We start from the raw sequence: 18,657 nt of genomic DNA on the forward strand, positions 1-18,657 counted from the left end.
AAAATATTAGACAAAAAGTATAAGTGAGGTAAAAATGGAATTGAAAGTAATTAAAATTTTATTAACGAATCCAATGCTTATTTTATTGCTATTTGCGCTTACAATAGGCATGTGTGGAATAATTGCTGGACTCATACTCTCAAAGTATTCATGGAAGAAAATAATTTTAATTACAATTCTATCCCTTTTTGTAATGTGCGCACTTTTATTATTTGCGACATATTCTGATTATCTAAGGATAAGCAAAGTCATAACTGGAAAATATAGTTTGATTTGCTCTGGCGGTATAGGAAGTAAAACAAAACTTATAAAAAAAGAAAGCTATAGAGTAATTAACGATAAAATTATTCTAAACGATAATACAGTCTATTATGTCAATCGTTGCGAACCTTTTGAGGAGAATTAGTGGTTTGTATTATTGGACAAGTAGAAAAAGTTATATTTAATAACGGATCATATTATATCATTCAATTAGCTAACAAAATTGTAGTTAAAGGTCACATCACGGATAGTTTTAACGGTGACATTACTGGTCTAAAATATAAATTCTATGGCAATTGGACAACGGATAGATATGGTAGAGTATTTCAATTTGATTATGCTGAAATGCAGTCTAATGAACTGTTTTTCTTTCTGACTAAAATAGTTTCTGGTATAGGCGAGAAACTTGCAAAACACTTAATAGAAGTATTCGGCGATGAGCTTGAAACTGTCATTGAAGAAAAGCCTCACCTGTTAATGGAAGTAAAAGGGATAAAAGAGAAAAAGTTAGAAAAAATCCTCAAGTCATGGAAGAAATACAGCCATTTAAGACAATTATCAAAGTTTCTCGGACAATACGGTGCAACATCAAACCTGATAGTAAAAGTTTATAATACGTTTGGCGAAAAAGCGATTGAAGAAATCAGAAACAATCCCTACTGTTTAACAAAAGTGACAGGCATAGGATTTAAAAAAGCTGATGAGATCGCTAAAAGTATGGGGATTGAAGTAGATTCTCCCTTTAGGGTTCAAGCTTGTAGTCAATACATCTTAGAAAAAGAGTCAAATGAGAATGGACACACATATCTTGATTACGGCTATTTTTTGGATAGGCTGAAAGATGAATTAGGTTTGGATGCGCAAGTTGATATAGAAAGCCTGTTTGAGCAAGCAATAACACTTGATCCTAACATACAGGTTGATGGTGATAGAGTTTATTTAGGTGTTTATAAAAAACTTGAAGAAAAAATTTTCGATTTCATTTCTAAAAGGGCTAACATAAAAACTAACTTTTTTAGTGACAGCGATATTGGAAAATTTATAAAGTATTTTGAGCATAAATCAGGGATACGCTTATCAGATAAGCAAAAAGAAGCGGTATTGACAGCGGTAAACAGCAAAATATTTGCTTTATCAGGATACGCAGGAACAGGTAAAACAACAGTTTCAAAAGTTATTTTACTCATATTGAATAGTTTATTTAAGGGAGAGATAGTTGGTTGTGCTATGAGTGGTATAGCGTCAAGAAGGCTTGCTAACGTTACTGGTTTTCCTGCTTATACTATTCATTCGTTATTAAGATTTACTGGCAATGGTTTTGAATATAACAAAGACAATCCCCTACCCTATAAAGTCATTATTTTAGATGAAGCAGGAATGGTTAATGTAGGACTGTTTTATGCTTTGATAAATGCTATATCTGATGACTCTATCTTTATAATGGTTGGAGATGACGCTCAGTTGCCTCCAATAGGTGCTGGAAATGTTTTTTCTGATATAATCAACACTGGCATGATCCCTTCTGTTAAGCTTGATAAAATATATAGGCAAGGAAATGACAGTGTGATCAATTTTTTCGCAAATACAATCAGACAAGGTAACGTTCCTAATGGTTACAAAGAAAGATACAAAGACTGGGATTTTATTCCTGTAGAAATAGAAGGATATTGGGAAAAGAAAAAGAAAATGAATGATGAGGAATTTAAAAAGTTAAGAGAAGATATAAACAGTAAAATTCTTCAATACATATTGAAGCTTACAAGCATATACAAAGAACACGGGATTAAAAATTTGATTGCTGATTTGCAGGTGTTAGTTCCACAAAGAAAAGGACTTTTAGGAATAGAGAATTTAAACATAGAATTACAAAGAATATTAAATCCTCCTGAAATGAAAAGTGAATATGACAAACTTGAAAGGAATGGCAAATGGTATTGTGTAGGCGATAAGGTTGTTCATTTGAAAAACAAAGATATGCCGGTATTGGATGACTCAGATATTAGCAGTAAAAGAATTTTTAACGGGACTTTAGGAGTTATAAAGAGAATTGATCATGACAATGAAAATGTTTATGTGGAGACAGTAACAAACGATATTGTAATCTATGATTTTCTTGAAATGGGGGATATAATTGATTTAGCTTATGCTTTAACGGTTCATAAAGCACAAGGAAGCGAATTTAAGATTGTAATAATACCTTTAAGTTTAAGTAATTACATTATGCTTGACAACCAATGGTTTTATACTGCTATCACGAGGGCTAAAATAGGGGTTCATATTATTGGTGAGCCTTATGCTTTTGTAAGAGCTTGCAAAAATATTTCAAAGAGATATAGAAACACATGGTTGAAAGAACTTTTTTGTTTTTAATATTTTTTGCCGGTATTTTACCACTATAAAAAACAAAAGGAGGGAAAATGAGGTTATTTTCTTATATTATAGCTTATGACAGTGGGTTTGCTCCAAATCCATTCTGGGGGTATTGCACATTGGCAACGTGTAAACCGAGAATACGTAGTGCGGCTGACATAGGTGACTTTATTATAGGTATTTCACCTAAAGCAGATAGTAATAAGTTTGTTTTTGCGATGGAGGTAAATGAAAAATTAACATTTGAGGAATATTTTAATGATCCGAGATTTGAAAGAAAAAAGCCAAAGATGGATTCTATCAAATTTGAAGAAAGATTAGGTGATAATATTTATAAACCTTTGGGAAACGGTGAGTTTCAACAGCTTTATTCATTACACTCAAATGAAGATGGTAGTGAAAACATAGAAACCAAAAAACGTGATTTATCTGGTAAGTATGTGTTAATATCAACAAACTTTGTTTATTTTGGTTCTAATGCTATAAATTTACCTGACAGTTTACAAGAATTAATTGTTACGAGAGGATATAAAAGTAATTTTTCTGATACAGTTATAAGAGAATTTCTAAGTTTCGTTAGAAAATTACCGAAAAGTGTTCAAGGTATGCCAAAATTATACAGTAAGTATTCATGTGGATTGTCAAGTTCTATTGTGGATAAAAGAGAGGTGTGCTGATGAGAAAAAGAAAATATTTAATGATTATATATATAATTTTATTGCTTATAGGTAATGTATTCGCTGGTGAGTTGGCAAGGATAGTAAGGGTTAGCGATGGTGATACGTTTATTGTTAGAAACGAAAAGAATCAGAAAGTTAAACTCAGACTAATCTGGATCGATACACCGGAGAAATTTTCATCAAAGAAGCTGAAAAAAGATGCAAGAAGATGCGGAGTTAGTAAAAAGAGGATGATCAGACTGGGTAAGATGGCCACAAGCTACGCCAAAAGGTATTTTAAAAACAGCAAGAATGTTGAAATTGATTTTTATGGTAAAGGTTACTATGGTCGCAGTCTTGCTGTGGTTTATAGAAAAGGTGCAGAGCAACCATATAACTTTGACATAATTGCTGACGGTTATGCTTGTATATATAAAAAAGCGAGGTATCCAGAGGTTCTTGATGATTTACTTGAGAAAGCTAAAAGGGAAAGAAAGGGGTTGTGGGGTATTGATTATCAAGTAATGCAATGTTTGTGCGAATAACAATAGGAGGTTAGTATGCTTAGAGCTAAATTAATATTAGTATTATTGATTTCAATATTTGCTATAAGTTGCACACAATCTCAAAAGAAGAAATTAAAGGATTTTAAAGCTGAAACCATTGGAATTAAAAGAGAAATAATACTTTATGCAGATAATGGCCAAATTATAAAAAGATGGGAAGGCAGATTCAATATAGAAAGAAGGGGCAGTAGTCTTTATTTCATTGATGAAAACGGTAAGTCAGTAATTATTAATGGAACATATATTGTGCAAGAAAAATAAGAGAGGCAGATATGAATAAAAAAGACGATTTAAATAGAAGAACTAACAATTTAAAATCATTTAAAGGTCTTGCAAAATTTTTAAAAGATTTTCAAGAGGACGATACTCCAGCTGAAGATATGGCTATAAAAATGGAAGAGGCTTTTGAAAAGGCATGGAAAAAACATAAGGCTGATATTGAACAGTTAAACAATCTTGAAAATAAAGAAAAATAATGAGTTTAGTCCCTTACAATGTCCCATCTATTTTAGAGTCTGCCGGTAAAATCAAGTTTCTTACAGAGCAGGAGATAAACGCTTTAACTGCCGAGTTTCAACAATATTATGATAATGCTTATCGTAGGAAAAGTGCCGGCAGGTATTGGCTGACTTTTTTGTTTCTTAAATACACTGGCGCAAGGGTAAGCGAAGTTTTAAATATAGATGACATTAAAGATATTGATTATCGATATTCAAGGGTGAAACTTATAACGTTAAAAAGAAAAAAGAAAGTTTACAGGACAATTCCCGTTCCTGTTGAGCTTATAAACGAGCTCCTTAGATACCTTGCCGAATATCCAGACATGAGAGGTAAAGTGTTTAAATTGAAATATCAAAATTTCTACGCTAAAATGAAAGAGAATGACGAAAAAGCAGGTATTAGTAAGGATAAATTGCATCCCCACGTACTTAGGCATACAAAAGCTATTGAATTAATTAATGTTGGGATACCATTAAACCATATTCAGTATTTTTTGGGGCATGCGAGTATTTTGAATACTTCAATATATTTGTCTGTTACAAGTAAAGAGTTAGAAGAAGTTATGAAAGACAAGGGGGTAATATGAGCAAAATAATAAACTTAAATTGAATTTTAAAGATAATATTAAACGAATATCTTAATAAACAATATTGAAAAACATTTATTCTTTTATTAAAAAAAAAACTAAAAAGGTTGTTTAATGAAAAGTAAAGTTAAGAATAAATATGTGTATATAAGTTTATTCAGTGGTGCAGGAATTGGATGTTATTCATTAAATAAGTTGGGTTTTGATTGTATAGCAACAGTTGAGTATATCTCAAAACGACTAGATATTCAAAAAGTTAATCAAAAGTGTAAATATGAATCAGGCTATATCGATGGTGATCTTTCAAAAAAAGAAGTACTGGAAAAATTATTTAATGTGGTACAATGGTATAAAGATAAAGAAAATGTTAATGAAATAGATATAATAATTGCCACACCTCCATGTCAAGGGATGAGTGTTGTAAACCATAAAAAAAAGTGTGAAATAAAAAGAAATTCTTTAATAGTTAAAAGTATAGAAATTGTAAAAAAATTAAAACCAAAAGTTTTTATATTTGAAAATGTTGCAACCTTTTTGAATTCTATATGTACTGACTTAGATAATAAAGATAAAAAAATTAAAGAGTCAATTGAAGTGAATTTGGCAACAGATTATTTAATTGAATATCAAGTTGTTAATCTTAAAAATTATGGTGCAAATTCTAGTAGAACTAGAACTATTGTGATAGGAGTTAGAAAAGACTTAAATTTTACTCCTCTCGATATATTTCCAGATTATTCAAAAGAAAAAACATTAAGAGAAGTTATTGGTGATTTACCATCATTAAAGAATATGGGTGAAATATGGGAAAAAGATATTTATCATAATTTTCGTCCTTATAAAAGTTATATGAGAGAATGGATTAAAGACTTAAAAGAGGGGCAGAGTGCTTTTGATAATAAAGAACCATATAAAAGACCTCATCAAATTAAAGATGGCAAAATAGTCTTTAACAAAAATAAAAATGGAGATAAATATAAAAGACAATATTGGGATAAAGTTGCTCCCTGTGTTCATACCCGGAATGATATATTAGCCTCTCAAAATACTATCCATCCACAAGATGACAGAGTTTTCAGTATAAGAGAATTAATGCGGATGATGAATATTCCCGAAGATTTTAAATGGACTGAATATGATAGTGTAGTAAACACTTGGGATTATGATAAAAAAGTAAAATTTCTTAAAGAACATGAAATGAATATTAGACAATGTATTGGAGAAGCAATTCCTCCTATCATAATTGAACAAATAGGTAAAAAATATATACAGAAAACAAGTGAATTAATTTTAAATAAAAAAGAAATATTGGAATTAATTAAAAAAGAAAATTTATATGAATTTGAAAATTTGTATATTTTTTTAAAAAATAATATATCTAAATACGATTTAGATACTTTATTTAAGATAGCAGAATTATCAAATACTCAAAGACTAGAAAATTCGGCATATTATACTGATAGTAAAATTTGTTATTCGTTAATTAAAGATTTACCACAATTAAAACAAAATAAAATAACAGTATTAGAGCCATCTATTGGTGTTGGTAATTTTATTCCTTTGTTAATAAAGAAATATCAGTATGCTGACTTAGAGATCGATGCTGTTGATATTGATGAAAAGTCTATCAAAATATTTGAATTGCTTTTACAAAAGATAAATCATAGAAAGAATGTTAAAATAAATATTATACATAGTGATTTTCTTTTACATGAATTTAAAAAACAATATGATATAATAGTTGGTAACCCCCCTTTTAAAAAAATAGTTAAAAATAAAAAATTGTTGGAAAACTATAAAAAAAATGTTGTTAATACAAAAACTAATAATATTTTTATCTTTTTTATTGAAAAAAGCTTAACTCTTGCTAAATATGTTTCTTTAATAATTCCAAAAAGTTTTTTAAGTTCTCCAGAATACAGCTTAACAAGAAGTCTTTTATCAAAGAAAAAAATATTAAAAATAACTGATTTTGGCGAAAATGCTTTTGATGTGAGAATTGAAACTATTAGTATACTTATTGAAAATAAAAATGTTAGAAAAAATATTGTTGAAATTGAAAGTTATATAACAAATAAAGTTTATTATAAAAAACAAGATTATGTATGTGATAAAAACTTTGATATATGGTTAATATATAGAGATGAATTTTTTGATAGAATAGTTAGCAAATTGGAATTAAATATATTTGATGTTTTTAGAGATAGGCAAATAAAAAAAGAAATGTTAAAAACTTACGGTAAATATAGAGTTTTAAAAGCAAGGAATATTGGGAATAATAAAATAGTTAATATGGATAATTATGATAGATATATAGATGATATATCTAATTTGAAAGTTAGTGAATTTTTAAATAAAAAAGTAGTATTAGTCCCTAATTTAACACCTTTTACGAGAGCAGTATTTTTACCTCAAAATACAATCGTAGATGGATCTGTTGCTATCTTAATACCAAAAAAAAATATTGAAATAAGTAAAAAAGATTTGGAATACTTTTCAAGCGATGAATTTAGAGATTTTTACAGAATTGTAAAAAATTTTGGAACTAGAAGTCTTAATATAGATAAAACATCTGTTAAATTCTTTGGGAGGTTGAAAAGAAATGAAGAGAGTAGTGAAAAAGATAGAACAACTTCTATCTAGTAAAAATTATGATATAAGAATATCAGGAAATGCAAGATTTATGGATCAAAAAGTAACTCCTGATGTACTTAGTGTTATTGCAGATATTATAGTAAATTATGTAACTAATGAAAATCGTGAAATTTTTACAAGAAACGATTTAATGAACTATGATTATGCTAATGATATTATTACATCATATTTTAATAAACCATCAGTTAATAATGAAAACGCTGCAAATGAATATGATAAATTTTTTTCTCAGCCTTTAAAAATGTTATCGTACGCAGGTGTGTTAGAAGAATCAACTAATGGTAGAGTTAATTCTTATAAAATATTAGAAAAAGATATATTGGAGTTTATTTCTTATAGTGATAGAAATTCTTTAGTATTCATCGTAAAATATTTAGAAAAAGTTCTACGAGATAGTGATTTATGGATATATTTTAATAATTTTTTTAAAAGACAAGATAGTGAGAACTTTAAAGTGTTGAAAGAAACATTTAGTAGTTTTATAATTGAACATACTCCTATTAATAAAGAATTAGAAGTTAATAGAATATTTCCTAAAATACTAAATCCGTTATCTTTTAAATATAGAAAGCAAGGAGCAATAAAAGGTTACATATCAAAAAATATTATTAATTTTGATGATTTACTTTATAACAGACCTAATTGGAGAGATATTAAAAAAGATAAGTATATAACTCGTAAAGAATTTATACAAAAGTTTAATAATTCTCTTATGATTGGTAATAGTGAAGCAAGATACGAATATGAAATAAAAAAAGCTATGAATTATGTTAAAAAACTAGAAGAATATAGTGAAATACATAGATTTCCTGTTCCTAGTTATAGAACAATTTATATTCATCATATTTTTCCAAAAAATGAGTTTCCTGAGTTAGCAGATAAAGTAGAAAACTTAATTGCATTAACAGCAGACCAACACTATCGTAGAGCACATCCTAATGGTAATTTACGCTATATAGATAAATCTTACCAAATGATTTGTTTAATATCTAAATTAGATACTATAGAATACGATTATTTAAATGAATTAAAAAATTATGCAAAAGAATCTTTTGTTGAGGTCTTAAATATAGGATTAGAAACTAATTATTTTTTACCTACTGATACTTTTGAAGATTTGAAACATAAAATAGCTAAATTCTATATTGAAAATATTGGAATACGTTAAAGGAAAACTTTGGGCTCTGTAACAAAAATTGTAAGGATATTGCAGATGAAAATAACTGTTTAACTCAAAGATGAGTAATAAATTATTGTTTGTTATTATATCTGTGAATAGCAGTTTTGTTATACTATGTTTAGAAAAACTTGACTCTGGAATTTATTTTTATATAATATTTCCAATTTTTTTTGGGGAGGGGAATGGGTTAGGTTATTAGGGAGGCAGATATGGAAAAAAGGAAAATCACTTTAGAAGTTATTATGGAGAAATTAGAAAGCATGGAAGAAAGAATGGGGAATTTTGAATCTACAGTAAAAGAAGTAAAAAATGATATAAAAGGTCTTGAATCTACAGTAAAAGAAGTAAAAAATGATATAAAAGGTCTTGAATCTACAGTAAAAGAAGTAAAAAATGATATAGATTCTATGAACAGAAGAATTAGTTACCTTGAAACATCAAATGATTTATCCCAAATGCTACTATCAACTTTTAAAAGTGAAAATGAATCCACTTTTAGTACAGTTCCTTCAGGCCATGGGTTTAATATGCCTGCTATAAAAAGAGTATTTAAACTATAATGTTTTAACCTAAAATTATAGAAAACTTTTTGTATAAAAATAATTATATTAAGTTATCAAGATTTTTATGGTTTTATTTAAAGGCTTGAGCTTTAAATGTTGTTATTATACAAGAACTTTTGCAATAAATTCTTTTCTTTTTTAGACATTAAAAGTGTAGATTTTGTATTGTTTGCTACAGGATTATATTGTTTATATTTTGACTTAATTTATAGTATTGCCAACTTTCTTTCTCAAAAATTATTTATTATTATGACTTTGTTAGCATCAAAAAGTTGTTCAATCCTTGTTGAATTTTTTGATTATCTATCAAAATTTCATAATAGTTTATTCCTAATTAAAATAAAAAGTTTAATCTTAACCTTTCTCCAAAAAATATCATATCTGGATTATTCGAGCAGTAAAGCCATATATGTTTTTAGTTCTATATTGGACAGTATAATACCACTGATTTTATTAATTTTAACTATATTTATCGTAATATCTTTAATTCATTTAGTTATTATGTTTTTAAATTCTTGTGGACTTTCGCTTTATAGTAATAGAGAAATAAAAATTGAAATACGTGAAAATACTATTAATAAAAATAAACCAAATTTTACATATACATTTAATAAAATTAACAATTCACATATATTAACTTATGAAATTCATTTTCCGCAACAATATGAAAAAGAAGAAAAAATAAAATTATCCAGATTTGAAATATCTACATCAAATAGAATTTTAATAAAATATGAAGTTTATAATATTATAAATATTTTTATGGAAAAATATAAAGAATTATATTTAGTGATGAAAAAACAAAGTTATTTTGTTTACAATTACTGTGTTGAGATAATAATGGTTATTGTTTTACTTTTTATATACAAGGATACATACAAAAATTCAAATATTTCACAATATTTGAATCTTTCAAATTCTTTTAATTTATATCAATGCTTGAGTTCCTCAAACTTCAAGTATTTTTCTATTTTAATTCACTTTTTGATATATTTTATCATATTTATATTAATTTTAAGAATTTTATTAAGATTTATACAATTAAAAAAGCTTATTGAAGATGTTGTAATATATTATAAACTAATTAAAGATGATATACTAAATATTGAACTGAAAGAAAGTTTGAATAAACTTATTTCTGATGAAAAAAAACTATATAGTTTAATTAAGATAATCTTTTCACAAGCAACATAATTGTATTAGTTGTTTTATGAGGGTTAATATGGAAAAAGATGATTTCTTAATAGAAAAAATTATTTATTTAGATCTAAAACATAATATTAACATATTATTGCAAGAAATAAAAACTACTTTTTTAAATTATACATTTTTTACACTTGAACATTGTAGTAAAGATGAAAATGATATAAATAATAGAGAATCAATAAGATATGCATTTTCTACGTTGAGAAAATTGGCGATTAGAATCTCTAAAAACACTGAAAATTTAATTAAAATATTCAATGAATTACCAAAACAACTAGAAAATTTGGAGATATTTTATAACAATTTATTGGAAATAAATGTTTTATCTAATATTATTTCGACTCAATTATCCTTTCTTCAAAGAAAAATTAATTATATATTAGATTGTTATCCCATATATTTTCCAACAGTTACGCTATATAGAACGAAACAAGAACTAAAAAGTTATGAATGGTTAAAAGGATTAGTTGTATCTTTTATGAACTATTTACATTTCAATATTTTTAATAAAGCAAAAATATTAGAAACAAAAATACAAACTTACACAAATAATACAGATATTAAAGATCATAAAAATAAACTTAATTTTACCGATGTAATTTTTAACTGGTCTTCAAATAATATAAATATGTTTATTGAAAAATCTATATTAGAATCAGATAAAAATGATTTATTGTTAATAGATAGCTCATATTTTATTATAAATAGACATTCATTATGGATAAATATGTTACATGAGGCTTTACATTATTTGATTAATTTAGAATATCGTAATGTTGACTTTGAGAGTTCTAATGAATTTGTCAAAAAATATTTTGATATCAAAAAAGATTTACTTATAAAACTTGAATATACAATAATAAAACAAAATTTATCAATAGATATTAAAGCTATTGCTCAAGTATATGATGACATATTTATTGATTCATATTTAACTAAAATATTTGGTATGGAATACTATTTACCTTTATTTAACTCTTTAATATTTTCTCAATTTAAACTTGACTCTGATATTAACCTTTATGAACCAAGAAATGATTTAATATGGTTAAGATTGATAATATCTTTGGAATTCATTAAAGATAAAAGTTTTTTAGAAATAAAGGATAAGTTAAAGTATTTTTTGCTACATAAATACAAAGAAACCATAATTAAAAACAGTCCACAAAAATCAAAAGAATTTTTGTTTACAGACATTAAAATTTACAGAATAATAACTAAATCTATGGAACTACTATTTAAAAATTTGAATGAAAAGATTGGTTTTAATAATTATTTAAAAGCTTCTAACAGTAAAAATTCTGATAATAATAATTCTACTAATAACTATCCATTAAATATCTTACATAATTATTTAATTGCTCAGAGATTTTTAATTCATGAAATTATAGAGAAAGCAAAAAAATTTAACTTTGAACAACTTTTAGATAATGAACAATTCAATAGGTTTTCTTTTAAAGAGGGAAGAATTACTACCAATTTTTTAAATCTATTAGATTTTGTTGACTTTACAGACATTGATTATAACGAATTAATTCGTAATATAGATGAAAATGCTAGAAACATAACCAAGTCAGAATCTAAAAATAGTATTATAAGTTTTTTACAAGAAACTACTAAGTTTAGATTATTAAAAATAAGTTTTTTAAAGATGAGATTTGATAATGATAGTTTTTCTTATAGCAATATTTATAATTTCATAGAGAAAGATAATGTTTATAAAAATTTCACTTTTTTGAATTTTGGAGCCTATAATTTAGTTAACTACGAGCTTTTAGGCAATTTAAAAGACAAAAATTTTGAAGACCATCATGATAATTATTTCAACAAAGTTTTTCATAAAATAAATAACATAATTAGTATTTGTAATGAAAGAGGAAATTCAAATCAAACGAATAATTCAGAACAAAACTCTAATCAACAGAGAAATATATTTTACTACAAATATGAAATAGTAGGTCATATTATATATCATTTTAATTATAATTTATTTAATACTATAAATGAAAGTAATATAAAGAAATTTTACAAAAAACTTTTATCTGATATTTTATCAGAAAATAACAATTATAATGACATTGACAATCAATTAATAGGTTTTTTTGATAAAAATGATATAATAATAAATATTGAATTAACTTTGGATAAAGAATATAAAGAAATTTATAAAGAACTATTATCTCCAAATTTCAAATCTAAATTTTATTATAATCTTTTTCATACTATTATTACAGTTGGAGGAAAAGAAACAAATTTAACCCATGAAGTTATAAAGCTTTTAATCAAAAAAGATGAAATTGATTCATATGATTGTAATTCTGTAAAAGAGTATCTTATTGGTTATTTTGCAAACTTTGAATTTTTAGTCATACAAACATCAACCTGGGCAGATTTTATAATTCTTTTAGGCTTTAAATTAAACAATGATGGGAAACTTTATGAACTATTGGAAAATTTAAAAAACAACTTACATTATAACTTATTATTTAAAAAAACAGTAACTAATGTTACTATAAAAAATATAAAAGATAAAAACAAGATAGAATTGCCTGTTCCACAAATTTTTTTAAGATATTCTTCAAAAATACCTACTTATTGTAAAAATAATGCATTAGAAACAATAATTAAAACTTTAACGGAAACAAATGCTTACACAAATTGGAATTTATATAAAAGTTTTGGGATTTATGATTTAACTCTTATACCAACAAACAAAAATGATAAAATTGATTATAATACTTTAACAAATATTTTAGAAAAATTGGCAAAAGTAAAGATATCAAAAGAAGAAAAAAATAATAAAAGTGATATAAAATGTGATAAAAAACTTCCTGTTTTAACAGATATACAAATGCGACTTTTTACAAAAGGATGAATAAAAATATCAAATCAAAAATGAGTTTTAATAATCTTTATATAATATCAACTTTGCTAATATTAGCAACTACATTAGTATATGCTGGTGATGTTGTTAGATTAGTTAAAATTTCAGATGGAGATACTTTTATAATTAAAAACAATTATAATAGAAAACTAAAATTAAGATTATTATGGATAGATACTCCAGAAAAATATCCATCCAAAAAACTTGAAAAAGATGCAATGAAATGTGATGTATCTAAAAACAGAATAATCAGGTTAGGAAAAATGGCTACCAGCTATGCAAAAAAATACTTCAAAAACAGCAAAAACATTGAAGTTGATTTTTATGGTAAAGGTTATTATAGTCGCAGTCTTGCTGTGGTTTATAGAAAAAGTGCAGAGCAACCATATAATTTTGACATTATTGCTGACGGTTATGCTTGTATATATAAAAAAGCGAGGTATCCAGAGGTTCTTGATGATTTACTTGAGAAAGCTAAAAGGGAAAGAAAGGGGTTGTGGGGTATAGATTACAAAGTAATGCAATGTCTGTGTCAGTAATATCATAAAGGAAATAGCTTATGAGTAATAATAAAAGTGGAGAACAATGGTTATATGATAAGGCTAAAAAAGTATTAAAAGATAAGTTTAATTTACAAACTCATATAAAAGAATATAAACGGATAGCATTTACTTTAGATGAAAAAATTGAAAACAAATTTGGGACAAGAAGAATTGAAATAGATGTTGTAATCAAAAATAATAATTCTCTTATTTTCGCTGAGGCTAAACAATATTTATCATTTCAAGCCGTGTCACAAGCTTTATCTGAACTACAAATGAAAATTTATCTACTAAAAACTTATTTTTCACATATAACAAATAAAGAAAACATTTTATCGCTTTTACATGATCCTCGCTACAGTATTTATAAAGAAATTGTTCTGGGAAGTAATCCTGATCTTCAGATTGCAAGAGCGGAAAATATAGAAGCTTTAAAAATAAGAACTCAAAAATATATAGCTTATTTGCAAACTTTTAAGGAAATTAACCTGTTTTTACTCTTATTTTTAAATAAGGATAGTAATAAATACCTTTTTTATAAAATATAGGAGGATAAAGCATAGAAATGGATGTAAAAGATTTACAGCTCTTAAAACATAACATTCAAATTAAAAATACATTAATCGCTTTGATATCTAACACTATAGTAAAGAATAAGGAATTTGTTGAAAATCAATTATTTGATGATAACGAAGATTCTTTAGAAACTATTTTAGAAAGATTTAGATTATATCTTACTTTTATAGATCATGAAAACATAATAACAAAAACTTTTATTAGAATATATTTACCATATGGAATAACAAAAATAAAAGATAATCATTTTATTTTCTTAAATAAAGAATATAACCCATTAGGGTTAGCATTATATAACACATGGGTAAATTATGATAATTTTATAGAATATAGTTTCCAACTTATTGATGAAACAATTTTATCTGTACTATATAATAAGCTTTTTTTTTATGATGAATTGAGGTTACCATGGTCTAGTAAAAAAAATTTTAACGAGTATATTAAAAAACTAATTCTATTTTTAAGAAATACAAAATAAAAAAGGAGAATAGGATGAAAAACTTTAAAAACATTTCGTTATTTTATGTCTTAATACTTATAGTGATTATTACATTAGGTAGTATATCTTTGGCTGTTTTTGGAATATCTTATTACTCTATAAAAAACAAATTGGAAGAGTCTACCGTTAACCATTTAAAAGCTGAAGTAGAAATAGTTCATAATTTACTTGAGAGTTGGTATAAAACGTACGGTAAGTTTGACAGTAGTGATATCAAACAATTAAGCAGAAAATTAACATCTATCAAGGTGGGTAAAACTGGATATTTATATATTATGGACAGTAAGGGAACTATGATAATACATCCAAATGATAAATTAATTGGTACGGATATGACAAAATATGACTTTGCAAAAGAGATGGTAAGAAATAGAGAAGGTGTAGTAAAATATGATTGGAATGGACAAAAAATTGTTGTATATAAATATTTTGAACCTATGGGCTGGATTATTACCAGCGGATCATATCTAAAAGAATTTGTAAATCCCGTATTGAACAAACTATTTATAACTTTTGCTGTCGGTTCATTGACTGGTGCTATTCTGTTTATAATGCTTTTTACTTTTGTTTTCAAGAAATTTATTATTCTAAGAATAGAGTCACTACAAGACAGTCTTGATAATTACAAAAAAGGGGATTTTACAAAGCAAATTGCAGTTGATAGGAAGGATGAGATAGGAAAAATCAATGAAACATTAAATATAGTTTTTAATGAGTTGGGTAATTTATTTAAAAATATTGTAACAAAAATCACTGATATTATAAGAAAAAGCGAAACTTTAGACCAAGAAAGCACTGATGTGCTAAATAGATTAAACAATCAAAAATTAAATTTTGAATCAATAGAATCAGCCATACTGGAAAGCAACACAACTATACAGGATATAGCAAGTAATTTAAATGATATTACAACAAAAGTTCAAACTACAAAAAATGATTCTGATATAGTTAAAGAAACCTTAGATGAAAACAAAAGGTTTATAAATGAATTGACTGAGAAATTGTCAAGTTTAAAAAGCACATATAATGATTTAGAAAAACAGATTATAAATATAAAAGAATTTGTTGCTATCATAACAGATATTGCCGATCAGACAAACCTTTTAGCGTTGAATGCAGCAATTGAGGCTGCAAGAGCAGGTGAACATGGTAGAGGATTTGCGGTAGTAGCCGATGAAGTGAGGAAGTTAGCAGATAAAACAGTAAAATCAGCGAAGGAAATAGAAGATCAGGTGAAACAGATAACGGAGAATATGAATAAATCTACTGAAGAGATGGATGATAGTTTGGAATCATTTGATCAAACAAAACATCAAAATGAAATAATCACTGAGAAAATTGATATTTTAATAGAAAATATAGTAATTATCAATGATGCTATAACAAATATATCAGCGGCAATAGAGGAACAGTCGTCGACATTTAATGAAATCAGTTCAAATACAAGTTCCATTGTTGAAACAAATAGGTTCAATATTGAAAAAGTTAGTAATTTTGTAAATCAAATGAAAGGAATTATTAATCAGTTGAATATTATTAAGAATGAAGTGAAAAAATTAAAATTTGATTAAACGGCTATTGTGCAAGAAGAATAAGAGAGGCAGATATGAATAAAAAAGACGATTTAAATAGAAGAACTAACAATTTAAAATCATTTAAAGGTCTTGCAAAATTTTTAAAAGATTTTCAAGAGGACGATACTCCAGCTGAAGATATGGCTATAAAAATGGAAGAGGCTTTTGAAAAGGTATGGAAAAAACACAAGCCTGATATTGAAAGGTCAAACAAGTTTGAAAATAAAGAGGAGCAATGAGTTTAATTCCTTATAACGTTCCGACAATTTTGGAATCTGCTGGTAAAATCAAGTTTCTTACAGAGCAGGAGATAAACGCTTTAACTGCCGAGTTTCAACAATATTATGATAATGCTTATCGTAGGAAAAGTGCCGGCAGGTATTGGCTGACTTTTTTGTTTCTTAAATACACTGGCGCAAGGGTAAGCGAAGTTTTAAATATAGATGACATTAAAGATATTGATTATCGATATTCAAGAGTAAAACTTTTAACACTAAAAAGAAAAAAGAAAGTTTACAGGACAATTCCTGTTCCTGTTGAGCTTATAAACGAACTACTAAGATACCTTTCCGAATATCCAGATATGAGAGGTAAAGTGTTTAAATTGAAATATCAAAATTTCTACGCTAAAATGAAAGAGATTGGTAAAAAAGCAGGCATAAGTGAGGATAAATTACATCCACATGTATTAAGGCATACAAAAGCAATTGAACTTATAAATGTTGGGATACCTTTAAACCATATTCAGTATTTTTTGGGACATGCGAGTATTTTGAATACTTCGATATATTTGTCTGTTACAGGAAAAGAGTTAGAACAGGTTATGAAAGAAAAGGGGTTGGTATGAATAAAAAAGTTAAAAACATTAAAGTCGAAATTTAGCAGGATACGAACGAACTATCTGAATAAGGCACAAAGGAGTTGATAAAAATGAATGCTGAATTATTTAGGTTGATAAATGACTTTAAGAAAAACAGACGACTTATCTCTTTTGATGAAGCTGCTACTAAACAAGTTGTAATATTAAGGATTCTGAAATCCTTAGGATGGGATCCTTTTAATATAGATGAAATATATCCTGAATATTCTGTTGGTGTCAAAAGAGTAGATTATGCTCTTAGACATAATGGAAGAAATAAGGTATTCATTGAGGTGAAAAAAGTTAATGAAGATTTAGAAAAACATCAAGAACAACTTTTAAATTATTCTTTTCAAGAAGGAGTAAAACTTGCAATATTAACCAATGGGATTAGTTGGTGGTTCTATTTGCCATTACGTGAAGGAAGCTGGGAACAAAGGAAATTTTATACAATCGAGATATTTGACCAGAATAGTGAGGACATTGTAAATAAATTTGAAGATTTTTTAGCAAAAGCAAATGTAATCTCTGATAGAGCAATAGAGAATGCAGAAAATCTATATAAAAGTAGACAAAAACATTATTTGATAGAAGAAACACTACCAAAAGCTTGGAACAAGATAATAACAGAACCAGATGATCTTTTAGTTGAACTTTTGGCAGATACAACAGAAAAATTATGTGGTTATAAGCCAGATAACGAAATAGTAGAAAAGTTTTTGATGAAAGTTAATCAAAGAGCAGTAATCCAGATTAAAAGAGAAGTGTCAAATCTTGAGCAATTATCGTCTGACCAAATTTCTCACCCACTTTCAGTAAAAGTTAGTGGGAAATCAATTATAGCGTTTGCTTTAAAAGGAACCAGATATCCTGTGAGTTCGTGGAGAGAGATGTTGATTAAAATAACTAACCTTATTCTTTCCAATCATAGAGGGCAATTTGATAAGGTTTTTAATTTAAGAGGACGGAAAAGACCATATTTTACAAGAAATCCTAATGAATTGAGAATCCCAAAAAAGATAAATAACACAGATATTTATGTGGAAACAAATCTTAGTGCTAACAGTATTGTCAAGCTTTCTAAAAGCATTATATCGCTTTTTGGATATAAAGAAAATGATTTATCCATTGAGATTAGATGAAATTTTAACCCTACTGCATATTGAGAAAAAGAGT

At 26.4% G+C, this 18,657-nt stretch carries 19 protein-coding genes; all 19 read left to right on the plus strand.

The window, feature by feature from the left end:
* The first annotated feature begins 34 nt into the window (after positions 1–34).
* The 19 genes from OWK30_RS09380 to OWK30_RS09470 all read left to right on the plus strand — a co-directional run bounded on the left by OWK30_RS09380 (position 35) and on the right by OWK30_RS09470 (position 18,623).
* A complete protein-coding gene (locus OWK30_RS09380) occupies positions 35–406 on the plus strand; it encodes a hypothetical protein (RefSeq protein WP_423325863.1) in 372 nt (123 codons plus the stop codon).
* Complete coding sequence (recD2, locus tag OWK30_RS09385) at positions 406–2,631, plus strand: SF1B family DNA helicase RecD2 (RefSeq protein WP_423325865.1); 2,226 nt, start codon at positions 406–408, stop codon at positions 2,629–2,631. The genes OWK30_RS09380 and recD2 overlap by 1 nt, the downstream gene beginning before the upstream one ends.
* Positions 2,632–2,678: 47 nt before the next feature.
* Positions 2,679–3,308, plus strand: coding sequence for an Nmad2 family putative nucleotide modification protein (locus tag OWK30_RS09390; RefSeq protein ID WP_423325867.1), 630 nt, complete (start codon positions 2,679–2,681; stop codon positions 3,306–3,308).
* Positions 3,308–3,835 carry a thermonuclease family protein gene (locus tag OWK30_RS09395; RefSeq protein ID WP_423325869.1) on the plus strand — a complete coding sequence of 176 codons (528 nt, stop codon included), beginning with the start codon at positions 3,308–3,310 and terminating at the stop codon, positions 3,833–3,835. The genes OWK30_RS09390 and OWK30_RS09395 overlap by 1 nt, the downstream gene beginning before the upstream one ends.
* Before the next feature lie 15 nt (positions 3,836–3,850).
* Positions 3,851–4,117 carry a hypothetical protein gene (locus OWK30_RS09400; protein ID WP_423325871.1) on the plus strand — a complete coding sequence of 89 codons (267 nt, stop codon included), beginning with the start codon at positions 3,851–3,853 and terminating at the stop codon, positions 4,115–4,117.
* Positions 4,118–4,128: 11 nt separating this feature from the next.
* Positions 4,129–4,332, plus strand: coding sequence for a hypothetical protein (locus OWK30_RS09405; protein WP_423325873.1), 204 nt, complete (start codon positions 4,129–4,131; stop codon positions 4,330–4,332).
* On the plus strand, positions 4,332–4,943 hold the full coding sequence (locus tag OWK30_RS09410; RefSeq protein WP_423325875.1) for a tyrosine-type recombinase/integrase: 612 nt from the start codon (positions 4,332–4,334) through the stop codon (positions 4,941–4,943). The genes OWK30_RS09405 and OWK30_RS09410 overlap by 1 nt, the downstream gene beginning before the upstream one ends.
* A gap of 114 nt (positions 4,944–5,057) precedes the next feature.
* A complete protein-coding gene (locus tag OWK30_RS09415) occupies positions 5,058–7,586 on the plus strand; it encodes a DNA cytosine methyltransferase (protein ID WP_423325877.1) in 2,529 nt (842 codons plus the stop codon).
* Positions 7,546–8,766 carry a restriction endonuclease gene (locus tag OWK30_RS09420; RefSeq protein ID WP_423325879.1) on the plus strand — a complete coding sequence of 407 codons (1,221 nt, stop codon included), beginning with the start codon at positions 7,546–7,548 and terminating at the stop codon, positions 8,764–8,766. The genes OWK30_RS09415 and OWK30_RS09420 overlap by 41 nt, the downstream gene beginning before the upstream one ends.
* A gap of 221 nt (positions 8,767–8,987) precedes the next feature.
* On the plus strand, positions 8,988–9,338 hold the full coding sequence (locus tag OWK30_RS09425) for a hypothetical protein (RefSeq protein WP_423325881.1): 351 nt from the start codon (positions 8,988–8,990) through the stop codon (positions 9,336–9,338).
* A gap of 252 nt (positions 9,339–9,590) precedes the next feature.
* A complete protein-coding gene (locus OWK30_RS09430) occupies positions 9,591–10,535 on the plus strand; it encodes a hypothetical protein (RefSeq protein ID WP_423325883.1) in 945 nt (314 codons plus the stop codon).
* Positions 10,536–10,563: 28 nt separating this feature from the next.
* The gene (locus OWK30_RS09435) at positions 10,564–13,422 is read left to right on the plus strand and encodes a hypothetical protein (RefSeq protein WP_423325885.1); all 2,859 of its coding nucleotides are present in this window, start codon (positions 10,564–10,566) and stop codon (positions 13,420–13,422) included.
* Positions 13,423–13,442: 20 nt separating this feature from the next.
* Entirely contained in the window at positions 13,443–13,970 is a 528-nt protein-coding gene (locus OWK30_RS09440) for a thermonuclease family protein (protein WP_423325887.1), read from the plus strand.
* 20 nt (positions 13,971–13,990) lie between these two features.
* Entirely contained in the window at positions 13,991–14,521 is a 531-nt protein-coding gene (locus OWK30_RS09445) for a hypothetical protein (protein ID WP_423325889.1), read from the plus strand.
* 17 nt (positions 14,522–14,538) lie between these two features.
* A complete protein-coding gene (locus tag OWK30_RS09450) occupies positions 14,539–15,027 on the plus strand; it encodes a hypothetical protein (protein WP_423325891.1) in 489 nt (162 codons plus the stop codon).
* Between the two features lie 14 nt (positions 15,028–15,041).
* Positions 15,042–16,619 carry a methyl-accepting chemotaxis protein gene (locus tag OWK30_RS09455; protein ID WP_423325893.1) on the plus strand — a complete coding sequence of 526 codons (1,578 nt, stop codon included), beginning with the start codon at positions 15,042–15,044 and terminating at the stop codon, positions 16,617–16,619.
* A gap of 35 nt (positions 16,620–16,654) precedes the next feature.
* A complete protein-coding gene (locus OWK30_RS09460) occupies positions 16,655–16,861 on the plus strand; it encodes a hypothetical protein (protein WP_423325895.1) in 207 nt (68 codons plus the stop codon).
* Complete coding sequence (locus OWK30_RS09465) at positions 16,858–17,469, plus strand: tyrosine-type recombinase/integrase (protein WP_423325897.1); 612 nt, start codon at positions 16,858–16,860, stop codon at positions 17,467–17,469. The genes OWK30_RS09460 and OWK30_RS09465 overlap by 4 nt, the downstream gene beginning before the upstream one ends.
* Positions 17,470–17,552: 83 nt before the next feature.
* Positions 17,553–18,623 (plus strand): type I restriction endonuclease, encoded by a 1,071-nt coding sequence (locus tag OWK30_RS09470; RefSeq protein WP_423325899.1) that lies wholly within the window; start codon positions 17,553–17,555, stop codon positions 18,621–18,623.
* The last annotated feature ends 34 nt before the right edge of the window (positions 18,624–18,657 follow it).

Origin of the sequence: Deferribacter abyssi, assembly GCF_049472655.1 — a bacterium.
Taxonomy (GTDB): domain Bacteria; phylum Chrysiogenota; class Deferribacteres; order Deferribacterales; family Deferribacteraceae; genus Deferribacter; species Deferribacter abyssi.